Origin of the sequence: Streptomyces sp. NPDC088747, from assembly GCF_044751025.1 — a bacterium.
Taxonomy (GTDB): Bacteria; Actinomycetota; Actinomycetes; order Streptomycetales; family Streptomycetaceae; genus Streptomyces.
Map to the genome: position 1 here is coordinate 437,719 of NZ_JBIVKZ010000004.1, position 22,482 is coordinate 460,200.

Genomic DNA, 22,482 nt, shown 5'->3' on the forward strand with positions numbered 1-22,482 from the left:
CGGGTCGTTACGATGACTGTGGTGGGGTCGGCTCCGGGAATTCGTGCCTGGCAGCGGTTCCGGCCCTGTCCGGCGGTCGGCCCGGACCCGGTACAGCTTCCTTCGCGGTACGGCCGCACACGGTAGGCGGACGCAAGGCAACGTATCCCACGTGTAGTTGGAGCTGTCTATGCGCATCGACCGTTCGAAGCTATTACTCGACCAGCCCGTGTCCTCGCTCGATCCGAACCGTGGGACCCACGAGGAAGCAGCCGAGTGGCTGCGGTACGGCCCCGTGGTGCCGGTGGCACTGCCGGACGACGTCCGTGCCTGGGCGGCCGTGTCGGCCGAGGCGGCCCAGACGGTACTGGACGCTCACCCCGACCTCTCCAGCGATCCGCGGCACTGGGGTGCCTACACACGCGGGGAGATACCCGCCGGGTGGCCGCTGCTCAACCTGATCGTCGGGGAGTCGATGCTCAACGCGGACGGAGCCGACCACCGCAGGCTTCGCCGCCTGGTGAGTCACGCTTTCACTCCCCGGCGTATCGACGCGTTCGCGCCCCGGATCCGTGAGATCACCCGGGAACTGCTGGACGGCCTGGAAACCAGAGAGCCAGGAGCGGTGACCGGTCTCAAGGAGACCTTCGCCTATCCGCTCCCGCTGCTGATCATCTGTGAGCTGTTCGGTCTCACCGACCCCGATCAGCAGCGCCGGTTGCGCGGTTACTTCCGGACGATGCTGAGTGTCGAGGTGAGCGGCGCCGAGCGGCAGGAGGCCGCGGTCGGGCAGCGTGAGGTTCTGGCACGTCTGGTCGCCGACCGGCGCGCGGCCCCGCTCGGCGATCTGACCAGCGCACTGATCGAGGCGTTGGACGACGAGGACGGCAGGCTGACGGAGAAGGAACTGATCGACACCCTGGAGATCATCCTGTTGGCCGGCCACGAGACCACCGTCAACTCGCTGACCAGCACCGTCCTAGCCCTGCTCACCCACCCCGAGCAGCTCACCGCGCTTCTCGACGGCGAACTGGATTGGCCGGCCGCCGTAGAAGCGGGCCTGCACTGGAACGGCCCGCTGCGCAACTTGTTCATACGCTACGCGCTGCGGGACACCGTCCTGCACGGAGTGACCGTGCGCTGCGGCGAGCCGATCGTCGTCGGTCTGGCCGCCGCCAACCGCGAACTGCGCGGAGCGGTTCCGGCGCGCTTCGACATCCGCGACTCCCGCCACTACGAACGCCAGCTCGCCTTCGGCGCGGGCCCGCACTACTGCCTCGGCGCCGCCCTGGCCCGCCTGGAAAGCGCGATCGGGCTCTCCCAGCTCTTCACCCGCTTCCCCGCGATGCGGTTGGCCGTGCCCGAGTCGGAACTGGTGCCCGTGATCTCCACGGCGATAAACGGCCTCGCCGCCCTCCCGGTCGTCCTCCGGCCGGCATCTGCCTGAGGCTTCGGCGACCCCGCCACGCGGCTGTGCCCCTACGACGACCCTGTTTCGTGTGCACGTGCGTGGCGATCGACCAGCCAGCACTCGGCTACCACGACGAGACCGCCAGCCGCCCGATCACCGAAGCCGGAGGACCCTGGGCACGACACGCCCCGGCGATCACTTACGGTGACGTCGGAATCGACCTCACCGAGTCCAGTTGTGGAAGCGCGCCCGCTCGGGACCGCACACGCCGTCGGCGAGGGCCTTGTCGTAACGCCGCTGCACGGCGGCGTCGGCCTCGGCCTTCGGCGCATTCATGGGGACGTAGGCCCCGGAGTAGACGACGCACGACGAGTCGTGGACCGGCCACAGCACCCACGACCCGGACGCGACGACGGCGGCCGCCGCTGCGAGCACGGCTGCGACTCGCCGGCGCGGCGTGGAGAGCAGACGGGATATCACCAGCGGATGGTACGGAACGGCCCACCGGCGGCGGACGACCGGGTCCTTGTGCCAACAACCACGGTGGTGTCCCGACTGACTGCGAGGGATATGCGACGCGTCAACCTGCGAGCCCGCCGGTCCCAGGGCCGGAGAAGGCACCCGCGGCAGCCGCCAGGACTGCCGCCTCCGCGGCCCGTTCCGGGAGGTGCGGGTCAGGTTCGGCACGCAGGAGCACCAGCTGGTGGTAGAGCGGTGCCGTGGCGGCGATCAGCAGGCTCCGCGCGTCCGTGTGCTGTGCGGGGAGTTCGCCGCGTTCGACGGCACGCTCGACGAGGATCTCGCACTGGGCGTACCGGTCCGTCCACAGCTGCGTCTGGGCCCGCGCGGCCTGCTCGGAGTGGAACGAGGCGGCCATCAAGGCGATGGCATACGACGGCTGTACGACCAGAGACTCCTGGATCTCGTGGTTGAGGGCCGTCAGATCGCCCTTCAGGGAGCCGGTGTCCGGCGGTTGCCAGTCGATCTCGCCGGCGGCGTCGATGACGTCGACGAGCAGGCCGCCGACATCGCGCCAGCGCCGGTAGACCGTGGCGCGGTGCACTCCGGCCCGCGCCGCGACACCCTCCATCGTGAGTCCTTCGTGACCGCCTTCGGTGAGTTCGGCGCGTACCGCATCTAGAACCTGGGCGCGGATGCGGGCGGTGCGACCGCCCGGGCGGCGGTCCGACGTGGTGTCCAGTGAGTCTTTCATCGGCGATCAGTATCCGGTTGGTCAAGGCGGCAGTGGTGTGTCAGCATCTTAACGCGACATTTGTCGCTCTAAGTCGCCTGGAAGGGAACCACCCCCGCGATGCCGCCAGTTCCTGCTGACCCCACCGTGCTCCACCCGATGCCCGAGCACCCGCGTGTGGTTCTGCTCAAGCCGTTGGTGCAGTCGCCGCTGATCGAGGTCGGTGACTTCACCTACTACGACGATCCTGACGACCCGACCGCGTTCGAGACGCGCAACGTCCTGTACCACTACGGTCCCGAGCGGCTTGTCCTCGGCAAGTACTGCGCGCTGGGAGCGGGTACCCGGTTCATCATGAACGGTGCCAATCACCGCATGGACGGTCCCTCCACCTTCCCGTTCCCCACCATGGGGGGCTCCTGGGCGGAGCACTTCGACCTGATCACCGACCTGCCCGGCCGGGGTGACACGGTCGTCGGCAACGACGTGTGGTTCGGCCACGGCGCCACGATCATGCCCGGTGTACGCATCGGTCACGGCGCGATCATCGCCGCCGGCGCCGTGGTCACCGACGACGTCCCCGACTACGGCATCGTCGGCGGCAACCCCGCTCGGCTCATCCGCACCCGCTACGACGCCGCGGACATCGCCCGGCTCCTCGCCGTCGCGTGGTGGGACTGGCCTATACAGCACATCACCAGACACGTGCGGACGATCATGTCAAGGACCGTCGCCGACCTGGAGGAGGCCGCCGCACAGATCGACCAGCCCTGACACCGCGTCCCCACCCCACCACCCGCGCCGGACACGAGTGATCACCCGGCCGACGCGCTGTTCGACCTCGCGTCCTGTGCCGGGCTGCCGGACTGCCGGACTGCCGGAGGGACTGGCCTGTCGAACCTGTGACGTCCTGTGACGTCCTGTGACGTCCTGTGACGTCCTCGGCGTCCTGGGAATTGAGGCGGCGTCCCGCGCTCGCCGCCTGGGCCGGTCCCGCGTCGCCTTGACCGGATCACACGAGCAGACCCATAATCTTCCTATGCGACCACATGTTCGCTCAGCGAGCAGTTTCTCTCTCCTCTCGGGGCGTCGCAGATGAGCGGGGGCCCTCTCAGCGGGCTCCGTGTCGTCGAACTGGGTGGCATCGGACCGGTGCCCTTCTGCGGCATGATGCTGTCCGACCTGGGTGCCGACGTCGTTCGGATCCATCGGCCGTCCGAGCTGGGCGCCCGTCCCAATCCGGTGCTCGCCCGGGGCCGCAGATCCCTGGTGGTCGATCTGAAGCGGCCCGGGGGAGCGGCTCTCGTCCGGCGTCTCATCGCGCGCTCCGACGCGGTCGTCGAAGGGTTCCGGCCCGGAACCGCCGAACGGCTCGGCTTCGACCCCGAGGACCTGCTCCGGACGCAACCGCGCCTGGTGATCGGCCGTATGACCGGTTACGGCCAGAGCGGACCGGCGGCCCACCTCGGCGGTCACGACATCAACTACCTGGCGGCCTCCGGCGTCCTGGGCGCCCTGGGCACGGCCGACAGTCCTCCGCTGCCTCCGCTGAACCTGCTCGGAGACTTCGGCGGCGGCGGAATGCTGCTGGCGGTGGGGGTGCTCGCCGCCCTGCTCCAGGCCCGCGCGGACGGCGTCGGCCAGGTCGTCGACGCCGCGATGGTCGACGGCGCCGCCCTGCTGATGGCCATGGTCCACGGGCAGATCGCACACGGCCACTGGCCGGCCGCACGCGGTACCAGCATGTTCAGCGGTGTGCGCCCCTACTACACGACGTACACCTGCGCCGACGGGCGTCACGTCGCGGTGGGGGCCAGTGAACCGCACTTCTTCCGTGCCCTGGTCGAGGGACTCGGTCTGGGCGAGGCCATCGAGGTCGCCCGCCAGACGGACCCGTCGACCTGGGACGGCCAACGGCGCCACTTCGCCGCCGCGTTCGCCTCCCGGAGCCGGGACGAGTGGGCCCGGCGGTTCACCGGCGTCGACGCCTGCGTCACTCCTGTCCTGACCCCCGAAGAGGCGCCCTACGACGAGCACCTGGCCGCGCGCGCCACGTTCCTCACGGACGAGGACGGTGTGGTCCAGCCCGCTCCGGCACCACGCTTCGGCGCGCGACCCGCGGGGGTCCCCGCGTCGGCGCCCGTCACCGGTGAACACACCGACGCGATCCTGGCCGAACTGGGCCTCTCCGCCGGCGAGACAGCCACCCTGCGAGACGAGAAGGTGGTGTTCTGATGGCAGGTCGGCCCGAGCTGCGGATGACCGAGGCCGAGGTGCGGCGAACGCTCGCCGAGGCCGGTCAGCACATGGTGGTGGCGACAGTGCTCCCCGACGGCCGACCGCACCTGACCGTCGTCTGGTACGGCTTCACCGAGGACGGGCGGCTCGGGTTCACCGTGCCGGCCGACTCACGGAAGGCGCGGAACCTGGCGCGGGACCCGAGAGTGACGCTGCTGGTCGAGGCCGGGACCCGGCACGGCGACCTGCGGGGCGTACAGATCACCGGGCGAGCGGTCCTGGACGACAGGCTGTCGACGAAGCTCGAGATTCACGCCAGCGTCGCCGCGCGCTATCCGACCAAGCCCTCGTCGAGTCCCGAACGGGTCATGGGCAGGCGTTTGGCGGTGATCGTGGAGCCCGAGGAGATCCTCTCGTGGGATCACCGGAAGACGGCGGACTCCCGCTGACCATCGGTGATCCCCGGTGCGTACGTCCGGATCAGGCCCGGCCAGTCGTACGCACTGCGCGCCCGAGCATCGCGCGACATCACGTGACTCGCGCAACATCGCGCGCCTACGCAGAGCCGGCAGATCCGCGCCCGGTCCCGCCTCCGCCCGGCGCGTGACGCGAGCGCCGGGCGGTGTCCGCGCCACGCGCCGGGCCGGCCCAACGGGCCTGTGGGTCCTTCACCCGGTCCGCCCGCGGGTCACCCGCGCGGTGAGCGCGCGTGGGTGCCGAACGCCACGCCCATGCCGGTGATCCACGGCTCGACGACCTCGTAGCTCGTGAACGTCGCCGCAGGGGAACCGGCGGCTGCCCAGGCCGCGGCCCAGGTGCGTACCTCGTTCGCGCCGCCGCCGCGGGCGTCGATGTCGGCCTGGGTGAGGCGGCTGAAGCAGCCGGCGTCGCCGTCCGCCATACCGGCGAGCAGCGCCCTGTCCCACGCCGGGTCGACATAGTCCAGCGCCCCGGACAAGGACTGCGCGCGTTCCTCCGGGGTGAACCGCCGGGCGCCGGGGGCAGGCTCCGGGAACGGTGGGTTGTGGCTGAGGCCCCCGGTCCCGACGAACATCACCTTTCCGTCGTACGCCCGCAGGGCGCCGCCGATGTGTTCTCCCACCCGGCGGGCGCGGGCGACCGGGAAGAGCGGGAAGCCGATGGCGTTGACGACGACCGGCACGAGCGGAACGAGCCCGGGATCGTCGAAGAGCTGGGTCAGGGTGAGCCCGAGGCCGTGGTCGACGTCGACCCCTTCGCCGACCGCGAGGTCGACATCCCTCGTCACGAGGTCCTGGAACAGGTCCTTCGCGACGGGGTGGACGTTCAGTTCGAGTCTCGGGATCCCGAACTCGGGCAGCGTCTCGCCCGAGATGATCCCCGTGAACGGCGGCCTGACCCGGTTCAGCAGATTCATGTGATCGGGAGCGAGGAGGACGACCACGTCGGGCCCGAAGTCACCGATGAACTTCTTCGCCTCCTCGACCGCGGCCCGGTACTCGTAGCCGGTGTCGCTCCGGTCCGGCAGCGTCATGAACGGACTGTGCGACAGACACACGAACGCCCGATCCGGCCTGTGCGATGGCGATGTCATGAACCCTCCTCGTGTCGGGGTCTCGGGGTCTCGGGCGGGCTGATCAGCCGGCCGCGAGCGCACCCCTGGCCGCGGACTCGGCGTCGTAGTCGTAGAGCCACGAACGGAACCGCACCGAGCCGGCGATCTCGGCGTCGCGCTCCGAGAGATTGTCGTAGTGGGAGTCGTAGCGGCGGCCGTTCGCACGTGCGCCCACCTGGACCTCGGTGGTGCGCCGACGGCGCAGGTCCTCATAGCGCCGCAGGGCGTCGGGCACGTCGTCCGCGGTGGCGTCGGCGAGGAAGACGGAGAGCGCGACGGCGTCCTCGATGGACTGGTTCGCGCCCTGCCCGAGGTGCGGCAGCATCGGATGGGCGGCGTCGCCGAGCAGACTGAGCCTGCCACGTGTCCAGGTGGTGAGCGGGTCACGGTCGTACAGACCCCACCAGTTGGTCCTCTCGACCTCGGCCAGCAGCCGTGGGACCGGGCTGTCCCAGGTCGCGAACTCCTTGCGGAGCGCCTCGACGTCGCCCTCGGCGGTCCACGACTCGACCGTCTTCTCGTGCGACGGGACGAAGCCGACGTAGTTGATCAGGGTGCCACCGCGCACCGGGTAGACCAGGAAGTGGCGCTGCTCGCCCATCCACAACTGGGAGATGCCCTTGGGCCACCACGGCACCCGCTCGGCGGGAACCAGCCCGCGGTAGGCGACCGAGCCCGAGTCGACGGGGGCCGAGGGCTCGGCCACGTACCGCTGCAGCACCGAGTGGATGCCGTCGGCCGCGACGACCGCGTCCGCCCGTACCTCCTCGCCGTTCTCGAAGGCGACGGCCACGGACCGCTCGTCCTGCGAGACGCCGGTGGCCCGGTGACCCGGGTGGACCCGGTCCGCGGGGAGCGCGTCCGCGAGGACGCCGACCAGGTCGGCGCGGTGGACGCCGAACATGCCGTTCCAGCCGTTGGAGTCGGCGGTCAGGATCGGGGCGACGGTCTCACCGTCCGACCGGTAGTAGCGCGAGCCCTCACCCACCCGCGCGCCCACCCGGGCGACGGCCTCGCCGACCCCGAACCGGTCCAGCAGGCGCAGGCTGTTGGGAGTGATCAGCACACCGGCGCCGATCTCTCCCAGCGCGGGAGCCTGCTCGTACACGTGCACGTCCATGCCGCGACGCAGCAGCGCGTTGGCCGTCGCCAGTCCGCCGATGCCGCCGCCGATCACGGCTACGCGGAGTGATTCTCCTGCCACTGTCATCTCCTGATTCCCATGACCGACACTTCCCCACGTCGACGTACGTTCGCTGGACGAACATGTGGTCACTTTTGGTTTCAGGATCCAGTCCCTCTGCCTGCATGTCAACAGCCGGGAGCGGCTGCCGACTTTCGGCCATCTCGGCATGCCGGACCTGAACGTTTATTTGGTCGCAACGCACGCTTGACACCGCTGACACTCGGCTCCACTGTTGAGCGAACACGTGAGCGCCAGGCGAACACTCCCGGCCTACGGGGCTTTCTCACCTACTGATCGTCTGTGCGGACCGCTCGTGTCTCTGGCCGGACGGACCCCCCGACCGCACCTGAAGCTGACGGAAACGGGTTTGGAGCGATGCCGATGTATGCCAATCGACCAGCGGGTTTCGGCCAGGGAGGCGGACTTGCCTGAACCGGCGGAACTCACGACTCTCCCGCGCGGCCCCGGGGCACCGGCGCACCGCGATCCGAGCGACGCGGTTCTCGAAGTCCGCGACCTGCACGTCCGCTACGGCGTCGGCGTGGGCGCCCTCCGGGGCGCGAACCTCCGCCTCGGCCGGGGCGAGATCGTCGCCCTGCTCGGACCCAACGGCGCGGGCAAGACCACCATGGCCCGCTCGATCACCGGTCTGCTCGGCTTCCACGGTGGATCGATCGTCTCCGGCGACATCCTGCTGAACGGCGAGAAGGTACGCGACCACTCGGCGAGCCGACTCGTACGCGCCGGAGTGAGCCAGGTGCTGGAGGGCCGGCAGACGGTCGCCGAACTGACCGTCGAGGAGAACCTGCGTATCGGGGGCTACTCTGCGGGCGACCGGCGCAAAGAACTCGCGGCCGTCCTGGACCATGTCCTCGATCTCTTTCCGGTACTGCGCAAGCGATACCGGGATCAGGCCGGTTATCTCTCCGGCGGCGAACAGCAGATGCTCGTCATCGGCCGCGCGCTCATGCAGCAGCCGAAGGTGCTGCTGCTCGACGAGCCGAGCCTCGGCCTGTCGCCCAAGATGGCCGGCGAGATTAACTCGCTCATCCGGCGTATCAACGCCGACGGCACCAGCATCCTGCTGATCGAGCAGAACGCGTCGGCCGCGCTCGAACTGAGCAGCTACGCCTATCTCCTCGAATCCGGTGAGACAGCGCTGGAGGGCAGGTCGGCCGAGCTGCTCAGCAACGATCACGTGCAGGGCGCCTACCTGGGCGGCGGCGAATCGGGCCGCTCCTACCGAGCCTCCGCCCGCGTCCACGAACACCCGCCGATACGCAGCGAGGAGGACGGAGAGCCACATCTCGCCGTGGACGGTCTCACGCTGCGCATCGGCGGGGTCACCGCGCTCGACGACGTCTCCTTCACCGTGCGCAAGGGCGAGCTCTTCGCGGTCATCGGCCCGAACGGCGCCGGCAAGACGTCCTTGCTGAACTCCCTGAGCGGCTTCTACCGCCCGCAGGAGGGCGCCGTCCGCTTCGGCGGAACATCACTGACCGGCAGGTCACCGGCCGACATAGCCCGCCTCGGCTGCGCCCGCACCTTTCAGAACCTGGCGTTGTTCGACCACCTGCCGGTGATCGACAACGTCATGGTCGGCCGGGAGCGGTTCCGGCGCAGCGGTGCGTTGGCCAGCGCCCTGTGGCGCGGCCGGGCCCGCGGTGAGGAGAAGAAGGCCCGCGAGTTCTGCAGCGAACTGATCGACATGGTCGGGCTGTCGAAATGGCGCGACCGCCAAGCGGGTGTGCTCCCGTACGGCCTGCGCAAGCGCGTGGAACTCGCCCGTGCCCTCGCGCTCGAACCCGAGCTGCTCCTTCTCGACGAGCCGGTCGCGGGCATGAACTTCGACGAGACCGCGGAACTCATGTCGCACGTCGTCCGCGCCCGGTCGGAGTTCGGACTGACCGTCCTGCTCGTGGAGCACGACCTGCACCTGGTGATGGACCTCGCCGACCGGGTCCTGGCCCTCGACTTCGGACATCCGCTCGTGGTCGACGTCCCCGATGTCGTCCGGGCCGATCCCGCTGTCATCACCGCGTATCTGGGGACGGCCGGCACGGAGGCCGGTCCCGAGGCCGGCGTCACGGCACCGGACTCCGAGATCACCCGCCGTGCGGAAAGAACGAACTTCACCCCTGAGGCCCGCCCATGACACCGGAAACACTGGCCACCGGCACACAGCTCACGCAGGTCGGCATCTCCGGACTGGCGCTCGGCGCCCTGTACGGCGTCATCGCCCTCGGATTCGTCATCGTCTACAAGGCCACCCGCGTCATCAACCTCGCACACGGGGGCATCGCGCTGCTCGGTGCCTATCTGACCTACAACGCGCACGTCACCTGGGGGCTGCCGTTCTGGCTCTCGGCCGTGCTCGCCGTCCTCCTCTGTGCCGTCGTCTCCGCCCTCGCCGGGCGGGTCCTGGTCAACCCCCTGCTCGGACGGGACGTCCACTCGACCCTCATGGTCACCCTGGGCATCCTGATCGCCCTCGAAGCCGTCAGCGCGTCCATCTGGGGAACCGACCAGCTCAACGCCGACGACCCGTGGAAGCTGAGCACCCTTCGCCTCGCAGGGCTCTCGCTCACCGTCCGCGACCTCTGGGTGCTGGGACTGGCAGCCGCCGTCCTGCTGCTGTTCTTCCTCTTCTTCAGATACTCGCTGCTCGGAACGGCGATGCGTGCCACCGCCTTCCACCGGGAGGCCGCACTGGCCCAGGGCATCGCCCCGAGCCGGATCGGCGCCGTGGCCTGGGCGATCGCGGGCGCCCTGGGCGGACTCGCCGGCATCATGCTCGGCACCACCGTCGGCGGCGGGCTGCAACCGGGGATCGCGAGCTCCGCCCTGGTCGCCCTGTCCGCGATCATCGTCGGCGGCATCGACTCGGCCGGCGGAGCGGTCGTCGGCGGCATCGTCATCGGAGTGTGCCAGCAGTACGCGGCGGCCTACGCACCCGCCTGGGCGGGACAGGACGTGGCGAGCGTACTGCCCTACCTGGTCATGCTCATCATCCTCATGGTCCGGCCGACCGGGCTGTTCGGCACCGCGGAAGTCAGGAGGATCTGATGGCCTTCACGATGGAAACAACCTCGCGCGACCTGCGCAGCGCGACGGTCGAACGCGAACTCAGACTCTGCCGCACCCCGGCACAGCGGGTCGGTCTCACCCTTCTCCTGATCGCTGTCGTCGCCGTTCCGCTCAGTGTCGGCAGCCCGTTCCTGTCGACACTCATCACCCTGGTGGCCATCGGCACGGTGGGCGCGATCGGCCTCAACCTGTCCATGGGATACGCGGGTCAGATCTCCCTCGGCCACGGCTTCTTCCTGGCGGTCGGCGCCTACACTGCGGCGAAGGTCGGCGGTGACTGGGGCCTGCCGCTCCCGGTCTGGCTGATCGCCGCGGCGGCGGTCAGCGGCCTGGTCGGCATGGTCATCGGCCTGTTCGCACTCCGGCTGCGCGGCACCTATCTCGCCATCGTGTCGCTCGGGCTGGTCTTCTTCGGTATCTATCTGTTCAACAACTGGACGTCCCTCAGCGGCGGGGTCAACGGCAGATCGTTCGACCTGCCCGTCTCGATCGGATCCGTCGACTTCACGGGCCTCGCCATCGGTTCCCAGGTCTACACCCGTGAGCAGAGCCTGGGTGTCCTGTACTGGATCGTCGCGGCCCTGTGCCTGCTGCTCGCGCACAACATCGTCCGCAGTGGATTCGGCCGAGCCATGCTCGCCGTACGCGAACAGGACATCGCCGCCGAAGTCCTCGGCGTACGGCTGTTCCGCACCAAGGTGGCCGCCCTCGCCGCGGGCAGCGCGATGGGCGGCGTAGCGGGCGCACTCCTGGTCAACGAGCTGCGCTACGCGCTGCCCAGTGGTTTCGACCTCAACATGTCGATCCAGTACGTCGCCATGATCGTCATCGGTGGCATGGGGACGACGTACGGCCCGCTCCTCGGCGCGGCCTTCGTCACCGCCTTCCCTCAGCTCATCAACCGGTACGCGGACCAGATCCCCTTCGTGAAATCCACGACGAGCAGCGGCTTCGGCATCACCAAGGACAACGCCGGGCTGCTCGTCTACGCCGTGTTGATCATCGTGACCCTTCTCGTCGCGCCCGGCGGACTCTCGGGTCTGGGCGCGCGCCTTCGGCAGTTGCTCCATCGCGTCACCTCCCGGCGACGTGACCGTACGGCGAAAGCGACATCGAAATGAACGAGATCCTGGGGCGACCCATACCCCTTCGCCACGTCCGTGTGACGGGTCTGGTGACCCTCACCGTCGCAGCGCTCGCCCTCTCGGGATGCGCCGGTTCGACCAAAGGCGAGGACAGCGGCGCGGGCTCGGCCGGCGGAGCCCTGCGGAGCGCGCCGGGGTTCGACGCGGACAGCGGGACGTTCACGGTGTCGGCCATGCAACCGCTCAGCGGTCCGCTGTCCCCGGCCGGTCTCGCGCTGGTCAAGGGGATGAAGATCTACTACGACCAGCTCAACGCCAAGGGCGGCGTGGACGGAAAGTACAAGATCAAGTTCAGCCCCGAGAACACCCAGTTCAACCCCCAGGTGGCGGTTCCGCTCTACAACCGCGTCAAGAGCGACTCCGTCCTGTTCTCGGGTGTCCTGGGCACCACCATCGTGAAGACGCTCGAACCGCAGATCACCGCCGATGACGTCACCGCGCTGGTCGATTCCAGCAGCGCGATCTACACCAAGTCGGAGCACCTGCTCCCGTGGGGAACCCCGACCCAGATCAACATGGTCAACCTCGTGGCCTACGCCGCCGACAAGCTCGACAAGAAGAAGGCGACTTTCTGCTCCGTGACGAGCGGTGACGATCTGGGCGCGGAGAACCGGGACGGCATCAAATACGCCGTCGACAAGCTCGGCGTCACGTTCAAGGCGGACGTCCGGGTGCAGCAGGGCCAGACGGACTTCACGTCACAGGTGCAGCAGCTTCAGCGCGGCGGCTGCCAGGTCGTCCTGTTCGGCGCGACGACGGGCCACACACCCGGAGTCATCTCGGCCTCGGTGCAACTCGGCTTCGACGCCCAGTTCCTGGGCCAGAACAACGTGTACGACCCGAGCTTCGCCAAGTCGCCCATCGCACCGTATCTCCAGAAGCACTTCCTGACCACGGCGATCGGCGTGGACTGGAACAGCAGCGCACCGGGACAGAAGGCGCTCCGGGAGGGAATCACCGCGCACGGCAAGGGAACGAAGCCCAGTTCGTACACAGAACTGGGGTACGCGCACGCCATGCTCACCGAGGCCATCCTCCAGAAGGCCGTGAAGAACAACGACGTCAGCCGCGCCGGCATCCTGAAGGCGTCCCGGTCCCTCGGATCTTTCGACTACCAGGGCATGCTCCCGACCTATCTCTACGGAGAGCCCGCCGACCGCAAGCCGCCGCTGGTCACGGGCATCTACAGGATCGACCCGAAGGTTCCCATGGGCCTGGCCCCCGTGGACACGACCTACACATCGCCCTTGGCGAAGGAGTACGCCCAGGACAAGGTCTCCTGACAGGGCACACCGAGGAGCACGAGTGTCGCGCCGGCCGTCCGGGAGGGGTACCGAACCGGCGGCCGACGGCACCGCACCGGGTTTGCGGGGGAGCGGGTACCGCCCAACTCCCGCCGCTCCGCCCGATGTTCGCCTGGCGCCCAGGTGGTCGCGCATTGCGGTAGCATCTGCCTCTCCGAACATCAGCCGAGCCAGACTCCACGTCCCGGCCGCCCCCCCTGAGACCGGACCCAAGACGCCATGAGCCAGAACACGCAGGAGACCGACAGCGGCCCGGAGCCGGCGGAGGACCAGGCGCAGCTCGCCTACGTCACAGCTTTCGGACGGGGCCTCGCCGTCATCCGTACCTTTTCCCGGAGCAGACCGAGTCTCACGATCGCGGAGGTCGCGCGCGAGACCGGGCTGAACCGGTCCACCGCGCGCCGCTTCCTCCACACCCTGGAGATCGACGGATACGCGAGGTGCGAGAACGGGCGCTACACGCTGAGCCCTTCCATTCTGGAACTCGGCTACTCGTACCTGTCCACGATGTCGGTGGACAGCATCTTCCAGGTCCAACTCCACGACCTCGCCGAGACCTTGCACGAGTCGTGCTCGGCCGGCGTGCTCGACAACCACGACGTCGTCTTCGTGGCCAGAGCCCGGACGTCGTTCCCGCGCATCATGACGCTCGCCCTGTCGGTGGGCTCGCGCGTACCCGCCTACCTCACGGCCATCGGCCGGGTGCTCCTCGCCGAACTCGACGACGAGGGGCTGGACGCGTACCTGCGCACCGCGGCGTTCCAACGCGAGACGGAGCGGACCATCACCGACCCCGGCCAACTGCGCGAGGTGGTCATGGGCGTACGCGACCGGGGCTACTGCCTCATGGACCAGGAGATAGAGGTGGGCGTCTGCGCGGTCTCCGTCCCTGTACGTCAGCCGAACCGCCCCACCATCGGCATCAGCGTGGCCGTGCACGCGAGCCGCACCTCTGTCGAGGCCATCGAACGGGACTACCTGCCCGCCCTCCTGGAGACGGCAGCAGGGATAGAGCATGTGCTGACCCTGCGCAACTGACCCGCCCGAGCCGTCGACGCGACGGCGCCGCCCCTGAGGGGGACGGCGCCGTCGCGTCGTTGCTCACCCTCCTTGGTGCAGCTGGACCAGCAGCCGCTCCGGACTGCGGAAGCGCAGGTTCGCGCGGAACCGCAACTCCTGCTCGGGCAGCGACAGACGCGGAAACCGGTCGAGGAGCGCCTCCAGTACGAGCTGCCCCTCGAGCCGTGCCAGCGGCGCGCCGAGGCACATGTGGGGGCCCGCGCCGAACGACAGATGGGGCTGAGCCGCCTCGCGGCCCAGATCGACCTCGTCGGGATGGTCGTACACGCTCTCGTCGTGGTTGGCGGAACCGAGAAGCAGCAGCAGAGAGGCGTCGGCGGGGATCACCGTACCGCCGATCGTCACTTCCTCCTTGGCGCGCCGGCGCCAGTTGATGACGGGCGGGTCCAGACGCAGCACCTCCTCGACCATCGCGGGCACCAGCTCCCGGTTCTCGCGCAGCCGCTGCCACAGGTCCGGCTGCGCCAGGCAGCGGCGGAGCAGATGGGTGAGGAAACCCGTCGTCGTCTCGTGCCCTGCGAAGAGGATCGAGTACATGATGGTCACGAGCTCGTCGAAGTCCGGCGCCGTCTCGTCACCCTGCCCGGAGCGGATGAGATCACTGGGAAAGTCGTCGGCGAGGTTCTCCGTGCGGTCGGCGACGATCTCCCGGCAGTAGGCGAAGAAGGCGCCGAGCCCCTGTGCCGCCCGCCGCTGTTCGTCCGGGGTGGGCCGCGCGTCCGTCAGCGTGACCCGGTCCCGGGAGCCGTCCTTGATGATCTCCAGGCGGTCCGCGGGCACACCGAACAGACGGAAGATCACCAGTGCGGGCAGCGGCCAGGCCAGCGCGGCGACGAAGTCGATCTCGTCCTGGTCCGCGAAGGTGTCGATGTGCTGCTCGGCCAGTTCACGGATGTCGGGCTCCAGCAGCCGCAGCCGCCGGGCGTTGAACGCCTTGTTGACATGGCGCCGGATCCGCAGATGGTTCGGCGGGTCGTTGTCCACCAGCACGCGCCTGGGGCGGAAACCGAGGTCCGCCAGTTGCTTGCGGACCTCGTCCGAGAACGGCACGAGCGGCTGGTTGGCGATGTCCGCCGAATATCGCTTGGTGTCGCGGAGCACCGCCTTGATGTCCTCGTGCCGGGTCAGGATCCAGTGACCCAGCTCCTCGCTGTGGAAGACCCTGCCTTCCGCACGGGCGCGGGCGAACACCGCGTAGGGATCGGCCAGGTACGGCGCTCCGAACGGGTCGAGCTGGTCCACCACCTCTTCGGAGCCATGAGCGAACGGGCAGCGGCCCTGGTCCTGTGCATCGGCGTGCATGTCGATTCATCCCTTCCCGATTGCTGTGGTTCGGTCCCTCGCGCGACCGCGTCGCCGGGCGAACCGATCTCGTCGAAGAACGCCCGGCTGGCCTCGACATGACCGCGTCGGTCCTCGGGGACCCGCACGTCCTGGAAGAGCGCCTCCACCGGACAGGCCGGTTCGCGGGTCCCGCAGTCGATGTACTCGTCGGGATGGACGTAGAGCTTGCGGGTGCCCTGGCGGACGCAGTCGACGGGACAGGTGTCCACGCGGGAGCTGTCCAACACGTCGAGGCATCCGCCACCGATCACGTACGCCATGTCCTCGTCCGCTCAGCGGCGCGACGCTACTCGCCGCCCACGCCCAGGGGCAGATCCGCGCCCGCCAGCCAGGCGCGGTCGGCCTCCTCCAGGGCCGCCACGAGGTCCGGGCGGTCCAGGCCCGGCCTGTTCGAGAAGGGCGTGTTGCCCTCCTGCTCGCGGTGGTAGCACTGGAAGTCGTAGCTGGAGCGGTACGTGCCGAGCCGCGCCTCGTCGAGCTTCGGCGCGGTGCCGGGCACCACCGGAACCAGGGTGTTCTTCGCGTAGATCCCGACGAACGAACACAGCCGCCAGCGGCCGGCCCGGCGCTCGACCCGTGAGCGGTGCCGGCAGTAGGCGGTCAGGTCGCACTCGACGCCCTCGAACACGCGGCGCATCAGGATGGCGCAGGAGGTGTCCGCGAGCGCCCGGTCCCCGTCGACCCGGACGAGCGTAGGGCCGAGTTCATGGAGGGCATGGCCGCCCGGACGGTCCGCCATGCGCTGCGAGGACGTGACGAACTCCGACGGGCTCCCGTCGAACCAGGAGAGGAAGATCCGGGCGTCCTCGTGGTAGCTGTCCAGCAGCACTTGCCACTCCTTGTCGTCCCGCGCCCTGCGCTCGGTCTGCGCGAGTCCGGTGATCACCAGCTTGTCGGTGAACCCGGCCGCGAGAGTCGTGTCGGTCATCGAGCGCTCCCCGCCTTCGTGCCGTACGCGCTCTGGAGTTCGGCGAAGCGGCGGCCCGATGCCCGGGCACCGGCCGCATACTCCTCGGGGCAGTTGAGGTACGGCGGGCGTGAGGGGCCGGCCTTCACATAACCCGCCTCGTCGATGCGGATCTTCTCCAGTTGGATGTTGTACTGCGCGAACAGCGCGAACTGCCCCTGCGGAAGGAAGCCCTGCGCCGCCGCCTGGAACTCGTCGGTGAGCCGGCGGGCCCCCTCGGCGTCCCCCGCGGCGATCCGGCGGGCCAGTTCCACGTGCGGGCGCGGCCCGCACGAGGCGCTGCCGCTCCAGCACGCGGTGAGCTCACCGGGCGCCTTCTCCCACGCGGTGAACCAGTCGCGGTCCACGGGGAGGGCGCGCATCCGGCCGGCCATGGCGGCCAGGTCGTCGGTGAAAGTGGGTCCGAGTGTCGGGTACTTGGCGGCCACCACCTGCGGCAGGGCCGCGAGCCGGCGGTACGCCGCACTGCTGATCTTCCCCTTGAACGCCTCGGGGTTGTCGTAGACGATGATCGCCAGCTCGGGTACGGCCGCTGCGACCGCCGTGTAGTAGCGGACGATGTCGGTGTCATCGAGATGGCACCACATCGGACGCCCCAGCAGCAGACCGGTCACGCCGAGATCCCGCAGTACCCGGGCACGGGCGATGGTGTCCCGGGTGTTGAGCGTGGTGGCACCGACGAAGACAGGGGCGCGCCCCTCGGCGGCGTCCACCGCGGTCCCGGCGAAGCCCCGCAGCTCGTCCCAGGTGAGGGTGGCGCACTCGCCGAAGGTGCCGGTCGTCAGTACCGCGTCGACGCCGTCGTCGATGAGGGCCCGCACCGCGCGGGCGGTCTCCTCGTGGTCGACGGTGTCGGTGACCGAGGGGTCCTCGGCGCCCTCGACCGCGGGGGTCGGCATGATCGCGAAGACCCCGCGGACCTGCTCGACGGAGAGTCGTGGTGTCGTCATCCCTGCTCCTGCTCATGTCGCCGGTCGTCGGTCCCGGCCAGTTCGGCCCAGGTCCGCAGACCCACCGACGTGCGGTAGTTGAGTCCCAGATGGTCCAGCAGCTTCGAGTTCTCGATGATCAACATGCGGACGGGCTCGGTGTCGCTGCCGTTGTAGTGGCGGTGCCACATCATCGGGGGGACGCTCACGAAGTCGCCCCGCTCCCAGGTGTGGCGCCCGTCGCCGATCTCGCTGTAGCCGCTGCCGGACAGGACGTAGTGCACAGCCTCGTGATGATGGCGCTGCATGTCGGTGGAGCCGCCGGGGGCGAAGTCCTGGAGGAACATCTCGAACGAAGCGACCGCCGTGCCGAGCACGGGGGCCAGCCGGGTGGGGTTGTCCGCCGGTTCGTACCAGGCCAGATCCTCCTCGCGGACGACGAGGTCGTCCGTCTCGAGCGGACGGGGCAGCGGGGTCCGCTGCGCCTTGATACGCGCGCGGAACTCCGCCAGCGCGTCCTTCGGATCGTCCATGCTTCACTGCTCCCGTCGAACGGCCCGGTGGTCCGGCGCACACGCCGGCATCCGGGGCACCCGGTCACTTGGTCAGGCGGATCGCGTGTTCCTCGACGTACTCCTGGAGCCCGAGGGCGGTGCGCTCGCGGCCGAGACCGCTCTGCTTCACTCCGCCGAAGGGCATGTCGAAGGAGAGCGACCACAGGTTGTGGCTGTTGACGAAGGTTGCCCCGGCCTCGATCCGGCGGGCCACCCGCAGCGCCCGGTCGGTGTCGGTGCTCCACACCGAGGACGCGAGGCCGTACTCGCTGTCGTTGGCGAGCGCCACCGCCTCGTCCTCGTCCTGGTAGGGCACCAGTGGCAGAACCGGACCGAACTGTTCGACCGTGACCAGCTCCGCCCGCGGGTCCAGGCCGCTGACCACGGTGGGGAGCAGGTAGTTGCCGCCCTCCCAGTCCACCGAGTCGGTGGGGCGGCCGAGTTCCCGCACCTCGGCTCCGGCTTCCCGGGCCCGCCGGACCAGTCCCCGTACCCGGTCGCGTTCGCGGGCGCTGATCAGCGGGCCGAAGGTGGTCCGCTCGTCCGTGCCGTGACCCACGCGGTAGCCGTCGACCTCGGCACACATCTGCTCATGGAACGCGTCGATGCGCCCAGCGGGCACGTACACCCGCTTGACGGCGAAGCAGATCTGGCCCGCCCGGGTGAAGGCCCCCTTGGCGAGCGCGGGGACCGCCGCGGCGAAGTCGGCGTCGTCCAGGACGACGGCCGCGTCGTTCCCGCCGAGTTCCAGGCTCACCCTCTTCACGCCGCCGGCGGCGTCGGCCATGATCTGCCGGCCGACCGGGACGCTGCCGGTGAAGGACACCTTGCGCACGGACGGATGGGCCACCAGGGTGCTGCCGGCCTCCGCGTCCCCGTGCACCACGTTCAGTACGCCGGGCGGCAGGCCGTCCGCGATCGTCCGCAGTACCTCGGTGAGGGTGACCGGAGCCAGCACCGACGGCTTGACCACCGCGGTGTTACCGCTCACCAGGGCCGGGGCGAGCTTGGACAGGGTGAGCACGATCGGCGAGTTCCACGGCACGATCAGCGCGACGACCCCCACCGGGACCCGCTCGACGGAGAGCCGGTGGGTCGCGGTCTCGGTCGTGCGGGGGGCCAGGAACTGCGGCGCGAGGCCGAGGAGATCGCGGAACAGCGCTGCCCCGCGGGTCAGGTCCATCCGGGACTCGACGAGCGTGCCCCCGTTCTCCCGGGTCAGCAGCGGGGAGAGTTCCCCGATCGCCGACTCGACGGCGCTCACCGCCGCGCCGAGCAGCGCGACCCGTTCCGCGACGGACCGGTCCCGCCAGTCCGCGGCGGCCCCCGCGGCGGCCCGTACGGCGGCGTCCACGTGCTCGGGGCCCGCCTCCTCGACGAGCGCGACGACATCGGTGAACCGGCCGGGGTCGCGTACTTCGAAGGTGCCGCGTCCCTCGGTCGGCTTTCCGCCGATGAGCAGCGGAACACGGACGGCGGGGGCGGCCCGACCGACAGGACTCATGACGTGCCGCCGGCTTCGACGCGGGTACGGGTGGTGGTGACCATGGGGACTCCTCGGGGCCGGCGCCCGGCTGTGTTCTCGCTCGGCGGCGGTCGGATCGGGGGCACGGCCTGCGGACTGAGCGTCCGGTGCCGGCGGCTGCGGCCCGGGACCGACCGGCGTACCGGCGGTCCCACGGGTCGACGTTCGGTCATCCAGCGAACATGTGGTCGCTATGCGAGCGTAATCGGAGGCTGAACGGAGTGTCAATCGGTCGGCGGACGCGGCGTCCGGCGCACGCACCGGAAGGCGAGCACGCTGAAACCGCGCCGGTCGTCGAGGTGGACCGCGGTCACCGGGGACCCGATGCGGGGTGTGTCCTTGTCGGCCGGCAGCAGGAGGGCGTCGATCAGCAGGCCGTCCTGGACGTCCAGCGCAACCTGCGCGACCGTGTACGGGGCGGTGAACCCCGGGGCGAACGGGCGGCGGGCGGTGGCCCAGGCGTGCAGTGTGCCGGTACCGGCACACTGCCTCCAGGTCCGCGTGGGCCGCAGACAACGCCGGCAGCGCGGCGCCGGCGGGTACGCGAACAACTCGCACCGGTCGCACCGGGGCAGCATCAGCCGGTGCTCGCGCAACCCGTCCCAGAAGGGCCGGTCGTGCGTCGCGGGCACCGGTCGTGCCCGCAGCGTGCCCGTCACCGCGGCGCCGTCCGGTAGTACGCCTTGCTCTCCACATAGGCGTCCAGACCCTCGCGGCCGAACTCGCGCCCGATACCGGACGCCTTGACGCCACCGAACGGCAGAGAGAAGTCGGGACGGAACCCGTTGACGCCGATCATCCCGGTGCGTACCTCCCGCGCCAGGGCGTCCGCGCGCTCGGGGTCCTGCGTCCAGACCGACCCCGCGAGGCCGAAGTCCGAGTCGTTGGCGAGGGCGACGGCCTCGTCGGTGTCCTCGTACGGGATCACGCAGAGCACCGGTCCGAAGATCTCCTCGCGGGCGATCCGCATGTCGTTGCCGACGTCGGCGAAGACGGTCGGAGCCACGAACCATCCGCGGGTGAGCCCCGCCGGAGGCTTGCTGCCCCCGGCGACCACCCGGGCCCCCTCGCGTTCCCCGAGGTCGATGTAGGACAGCACCCGGTCGCGGTGCGCACTGGTCACGAGGGGCCCCAGATCGGTGGCCGGGTCCGCCGGGTCGCCCAGGGTGAGCCCGCGGGCGAGGCCGGCCAGCGCGTCCACCACCTCCGAGTAGCGGCCGCGTGGCGCCAGGACGCGGGTCTGCGCGATGCACGCCTGGCCGCTGATGTTGAAGGACGCGGTACGCAGTCCGGCCGTCACCTGGTCCAGGTCGGCGTCGTCACAGACGATCGCGGCCGACTTGCCGCCGAGTTCGAGCGTGCAGCGCTTGAGGTCACGGCCGCAGACCGAGGCGATGGAACGTCCCGCGGCGGTGGACCCGGTGAAGGCCACATGGTCCACGCCGGGATGCGCGACGAGCCGCTCGCCGATCTCCCGGCCGCCCGGAAGGATGCTGAGAGTGCCGTCCGGCAGTCCCACGTCGTCGAACAGCTTCGCCAGGAGCAGCGCGTCCAGCGGTGTCTCCGGCGACGGTTTCACCACCACCGAGCAGCCCGCCAGCAGCGCCGGGACCACCTTCGAGAGGGCGGTCGTCTGCGGGACGTTCCACGGCGGGATGGCGACGACCACACCCACCGGCTCCCGTAGCACCGCCGCCCGGCCGTCGAGACGGTCCTCCTCCCAGGGATAGCGCCGGGCCTCCTCCGCCATGGCACGGATGATCGCCACCGAGCCGCCGGCCTGGGCGCGGACGGTCCAGCCGATGGGCGCGCCCATCTCCGCGGTGAGCGTGCGGCCCATGGTCTCCACCACCGCCTCGTAACGGTCGGCGAGGCGCAGCAGCACCTCGATCCGCCGCTCGACGGGGGTGCGCCGCCATTCGCCCGAGTCGAATGCGGCCCGCGCCGCCGCCACGGCCGCGTCTGCCTCCCGCCCGGTGGGGGCGGGGACGGAGCCGATGACCTCCTCGGTGAACGGGGAGACGACGGAGATCCGCTCGGCGGACTCGGCCTTCACCCAACGGCCGCCCAGGTAGAGCTGATCGCTTCGGTCCGTGTCGTCCACGGCGGCCTCGTCACCGCTCGTTATGTCCACGTCGATCCTTTCCTGGCCTGGTGGTTTTCGGGGTGCCCGTCAGGCGGGCATGGTCTTGCCGCCGTCGACGACCAGCACCTGACCGGACATGTATCCCGAGGCCCCGCTGGCCAGAAACATGAGCGGACCTATGAGGTCGGACGGCTGCCCGGCCCGCTTGACGCACTGCTGGGCGATGCTGGACTCGGTGAACAGGTTCGTGGACTTGTTCAGTGACGCCTCGGTGGCGATGCCTCCCGGTGCGAGGGCGTTGACCCGGATCCCGTACTCCGCGAGGGACTTGGCGAGCACCTTGGTGAGCGAGATGACCCCGGCCTTGCCCGCGGTGTAGTCGGCGGTGCGGGGGGTGACGATGTAGGGGGCGGTGGACGCCTGGTTGATGATCGCCGCGCCCGGCCGGTCCCGCATGTAGGGGGCGACCGCGACGGAGACCTGCCAGACGCCCTTGACGTTCACCGCGAACGCCTTGTCCCAGCGTTCCGGCGTGATGTCGAACACGGAGGCGAAGTCCAGATCGCCCCAGAGGCCGGCGTTGTTGACGAGGACGTCGATTCCGCCGTAGGTGTCGGCGGCCCGCTTGGCCAGGCCGGCGACCGATTCGGCGTCGCTCACGTCGGCCCGGATGTACACGGCGTCGTGGCCCGCCTCCCGGAGAGCCGCGGCGACCTCCTCGCCCTCCTCGTCCAGGATGTCGGAGACGACGACCTTCAGCCCCGCCTGCCCGAACGCCTCGGCGTAGGCACGGCCGATGCCGCGGCCCGCGCCGGTGACGAGCGCTACTTTTCCGGCCAGATCATCGAACACTGGTGTTCT

General features: G+C 69.9%; 21 protein-coding genes and 1 pseudogene. 9 read left to right on the plus strand and 13 right to left on the minus strand.

The genetic code is table 11. The annotated features are described in order from the left end of the window. Window positions 1-169 precede the first annotated feature (169 nt). Complete coding sequence (locus ACIP79_RS12680) at window positions 170-1,426, plus strand: cytochrome P450 (protein ID WP_401222502.1); 1,257 nt, start codon at window positions 170-172, stop codon at window positions 1,424-1,426. A 186-nt stretch (window positions 1,427-1,612) separates the two neighbouring features. On the opposite strand, the gene ACIP79_RS12685 is transcribed toward ACIP79_RS12680, so the two are convergent. Next, window positions 1,613-1,870, minus strand: coding sequence for a hypothetical protein (locus ACIP79_RS12685; protein ID WP_401222503.1), 258 nt, complete (start codon window positions 1,868-1,870; stop codon window positions 1,613-1,615). Window positions 1,871-1,970: 100 nt separating this feature from the next. Further along, window positions 1,971-2,603 (minus strand): TetR/AcrR family transcriptional regulator, encoded by a 633-nt coding sequence (locus ACIP79_RS12690; RefSeq protein WP_401222504.1) that lies wholly within the window; start codon window positions 2,601-2,603, stop codon window positions 1,971-1,973. 99 nt (window positions 2,604-2,702) lie between these two features. Between ACIP79_RS12690 and ACIP79_RS12695 the strand changes: the two genes are divergently transcribed. The 3 genes from ACIP79_RS12695 to ACIP79_RS12705 all read left to right on the plus strand — a co-directional run bounded on the left by ACIP79_RS12695 (window position 2,703) and on the right by ACIP79_RS12705 (window position 5,269). Beyond that, a complete protein-coding gene (locus tag ACIP79_RS12695; protein WP_401222506.1) occupies window positions 2,703-3,356 on the plus strand; it encodes a CatB-related O-acetyltransferase in 654 nt (217 codons plus the stop codon). Window positions 3,357-3,677: 321 nt separating this feature from the next. Beyond that, window positions 3,678-4,817 (plus strand): CaiB/BaiF CoA transferase family protein, encoded by a 1,140-nt coding sequence (locus ACIP79_RS12700; protein WP_401222508.1) that lies wholly within the window; start codon window positions 3,678-3,680, stop codon window positions 4,815-4,817. Further along, a complete protein-coding gene (locus ACIP79_RS12705) occupies window positions 4,817-5,269 on the plus strand; it encodes a pyridoxamine 5'-phosphate oxidase family protein (RefSeq protein WP_401222510.1) in 453 nt (150 codons plus the stop codon). Before ACIP79_RS12700 ends, ACIP79_RS12705 begins: the two co-directional genes overlap by 1 nt. A 239-nt stretch (window positions 5,270-5,508) precedes the next feature. Here the strand turns inward: ACIP79_RS12705 and ACIP79_RS12710 are convergent, their stop codons facing one another. Both ACIP79_RS12710 and ACIP79_RS12715 read right to left on the minus strand, forming a co-directional pair. Continuing rightward, complete coding sequence (locus ACIP79_RS12710; protein ID WP_401222512.1) at window positions 5,509-6,393, minus strand: hypothetical protein; 885 nt, start codon at window positions 6,391-6,393, stop codon at window positions 5,509-5,511. Between the two features lie 43 nt (window positions 6,394-6,436). Further along, on the minus strand, window positions 6,437-7,618 hold the full coding sequence (locus tag ACIP79_RS12715) for an FAD-dependent monooxygenase (RefSeq protein ID WP_401222514.1): 1,182 nt from the start codon (window positions 7,616-7,618) through the stop codon (window positions 6,437-6,439). A gap of 406 nt (window positions 7,619-8,024) precedes the next feature. Here ACIP79_RS12715 and ACIP79_RS12720 point away from each other — a divergent pair, with 406 nt between their 5' ends. The 5 genes from ACIP79_RS12720 to ACIP79_RS12740 all read left to right on the plus strand — a co-directional run bounded on the left by ACIP79_RS12720 (window position 8,025) and on the right by ACIP79_RS12740 (window position 14,174). Beyond that, on the plus strand, window positions 8,025-9,755 hold the full coding sequence (locus ACIP79_RS12720) for an ATP-binding cassette domain-containing protein (RefSeq protein WP_401222515.1): 1,731 nt from the start codon (window positions 8,025-8,027) through the stop codon (window positions 9,753-9,755). After that, window positions 9,752-10,666, plus strand: coding sequence for a branched-chain amino acid ABC transporter permease (locus ACIP79_RS12725; protein WP_401222517.1), 915 nt, complete (start codon window positions 9,752-9,754; stop codon window positions 10,664-10,666). The genes ACIP79_RS12720 and ACIP79_RS12725 overlap by 4 nt, the downstream gene beginning before the upstream one ends. Next, window positions 10,666-11,808, plus strand: a complete 1,143-nt coding sequence (locus ACIP79_RS12730; RefSeq protein WP_401222518.1) for a branched-chain amino acid ABC transporter permease — start codon at window positions 10,666-10,668, stop codon at window positions 11,806-11,808. Before ACIP79_RS12725 ends, ACIP79_RS12730 begins: the two co-directional genes overlap by 1 nt. Before the next feature lie 41 nt (window positions 11,809-11,849). Then, the gene (locus ACIP79_RS12735; RefSeq protein WP_401222520.1) at window positions 11,850-13,115 is read left to right on the plus strand and encodes an ABC transporter substrate-binding protein; all 1,266 of its coding nucleotides are present in this window, start codon (window positions 11,850-11,852) and stop codon (window positions 13,113-13,115) included. 240 nt (window positions 13,116-13,355) lie between these two features. Then, window positions 13,356-14,174, plus strand: coding sequence for an IclR family transcriptional regulator C-terminal domain-containing protein (locus tag ACIP79_RS12740; RefSeq protein ID WP_401222522.1), 819 nt, complete (start codon window positions 13,356-13,358; stop codon window positions 14,172-14,174). 63 nt (window positions 14,175-14,237) lie between these two features. On the opposite strand, the gene ACIP79_RS12745 is transcribed toward ACIP79_RS12740, so the two are convergent. The 9 genes and pseudogenes from ACIP79_RS12745 to ACIP79_RS12785 form a co-directional block, all read right to left on the minus strand. After that, entirely contained in the window at window positions 14,238-15,518 is a 1,281-nt protein-coding gene (locus ACIP79_RS12745) for a cytochrome P450 (RefSeq protein ID WP_401222524.1), read from the minus strand. Between the two features lie 35 nt (window positions 15,519-15,553). Then, window positions 15,554-15,820: pseudogene (locus ACIP79_RS12750) on the minus strand (ferredoxin); the annotation flags it as partial. A gap of 26 nt (window positions 15,821-15,846) precedes the next feature. Then, window positions 15,847-16,488 (minus strand): nuclear transport factor 2 family protein, encoded by a 642-nt coding sequence (locus tag ACIP79_RS12755; RefSeq protein ID WP_401222525.1) that lies wholly within the window; start codon window positions 16,486-16,488, stop codon window positions 15,847-15,849. Continuing rightward, the gene (locus ACIP79_RS12760) at window positions 16,485-17,477 is read right to left on the minus strand and encodes a dihydrodipicolinate synthase family protein (RefSeq protein WP_401222526.1); all 993 of its coding nucleotides are present in this window, start codon (window positions 17,475-17,477) and stop codon (window positions 16,485-16,487) included. The genes ACIP79_RS12755 and ACIP79_RS12760 overlap by 4 nt, the downstream gene beginning before the upstream one ends. Next, the gene (locus ACIP79_RS12765) at window positions 17,474-17,989 is read right to left on the minus strand and encodes a cupin domain-containing protein (RefSeq protein WP_401222528.1); all 516 of its coding nucleotides are present in this window, start codon (window positions 17,987-17,989) and stop codon (window positions 17,474-17,476) included. The genes ACIP79_RS12760 and ACIP79_RS12765 overlap by 4 nt, the downstream gene beginning before the upstream one ends. A gap of 64 nt (window positions 17,990-18,053) precedes the next feature. Continuing rightward, window positions 18,054-19,514 (minus strand): aldehyde dehydrogenase family protein, encoded by a 1,461-nt coding sequence (locus tag ACIP79_RS12770; protein WP_401222530.1) that lies wholly within the window; start codon window positions 19,512-19,514, stop codon window positions 18,054-18,056. Between the two features lie 245 nt (window positions 19,515-19,759). Further along, a complete protein-coding gene (locus tag ACIP79_RS12775) occupies window positions 19,760-20,194 on the minus strand; it encodes a Zn-ribbon domain-containing OB-fold protein (protein WP_401222532.1) in 435 nt (144 codons plus the stop codon). Then, entirely contained in the window at window positions 20,191-21,669 is a 1,479-nt protein-coding gene (locus ACIP79_RS12780; RefSeq protein ID WP_401222534.1) for an aldehyde dehydrogenase, read from the minus strand. The genes ACIP79_RS12775 and ACIP79_RS12780 overlap by 4 nt, the downstream gene beginning before the upstream one ends. A 39-nt stretch (window positions 21,670-21,708) precedes the next feature. Further along, complete coding sequence (locus ACIP79_RS12785) at window positions 21,709-22,473, minus strand: SDR family NAD(P)-dependent oxidoreductase (RefSeq protein WP_401222536.1); 765 nt, start codon at window positions 22,471-22,473, stop codon at window positions 21,709-21,711. Between the last annotated feature and the right edge of the window lie 9 nt (window positions 22,474-22,482).

What these genes read in the sequence shown, in the direction of transcription:
- ACIP79_RS12770 (WP_401222530.1), bottom strand. Translation starts at nt 19,514, where the DNA reads ATGAGTCCTGTCGGTCGGGCCGCCCCCGCCGTCCGTGTTCCGCTGCTC.
- ACIP79_RS12705 (WP_401222510.1), top strand. Translation starts at nt 4,817, where the DNA reads ATGGCAGGTCGGCCCGAGCTGCGGATGACCGAGGCCGAGGTGCGGCGA.
- ACIP79_RS12695 (WP_401222506.1), top strand. Translation starts at nt 2,703, where the DNA reads ATGCCGCCAGTTCCTGCTGACCCCACCGTGCTCCACCCGATGCCCGAG.
- ACIP79_RS12740 (WP_401222522.1), top strand. Translation starts at nt 13,356, where the DNA reads ATGAGCCAGAACACGCAGGAGACCGACAGCGGCCCGGAGCCGGCGGAG.
- ACIP79_RS12710 (WP_401222512.1), bottom strand. Translation starts at nt 6,393, where the DNA reads ATGACATCGCCATCGCACAGGCCGGATCGGGCGTTCGTGTGTCTGTCG.
- ACIP79_RS12690 (WP_401222504.1), bottom strand. Translation starts at nt 2,603, where the DNA reads ATGAAAGACTCACTGGACACCACGTCGGACCGCCGCCCGGGCGGTCGC.
- ACIP79_RS12725 (WP_401222517.1), top strand. Translation starts at nt 9,752, where the DNA reads ATGACACCGGAAACACTGGCCACCGGCACACAGCTCACGCAGGTCGGC.
- ACIP79_RS12745 (WP_401222524.1), bottom strand. Translation starts at nt 15,518, where the DNA reads ATGCACGCCGATGCACAGGACCAGGGCCGCTGCCCGTTCGCTCATGGC.
- ACIP79_RS12730 (WP_401222518.1), top strand. Translation starts at nt 10,666, where the DNA reads ATGGCCTTCACGATGGAAACAACCTCGCGCGACCTGCGCAGCGCGACG.
- ACIP79_RS12700 (WP_401222508.1), top strand. Translation starts at nt 3,678, where the DNA reads ATGAGCGGGGGCCCTCTCAGCGGGCTCCGTGTCGTCGAACTGGGTGGC.
- ACIP79_RS12760 (WP_401222526.1), bottom strand. Translation starts at nt 17,477, where the DNA reads ATGACGACACCACGACTCTCCGTCGAGCAGGTCCGCGGGGTCTTCGCG.
- ACIP79_RS12755 (WP_401222525.1), bottom strand. Translation starts at nt 16,488, where the DNA reads ATGACCGACACGACTCTCGCGGCCGGGTTCACCGACAAGCTGGTGATC.
- ACIP79_RS12765 (WP_401222528.1), bottom strand. Translation starts at nt 17,989, where the DNA reads ATGGACGATCCGAAGGACGCGCTGGCGGAGTTCCGCGCGCGTATCAAG.
- ACIP79_RS12680 (WP_401222502.1), top strand. Translation starts at nt 170, where the DNA reads ATGCGCATCGACCGTTCGAAGCTATTACTCGACCAGCCCGTGTCCTCG.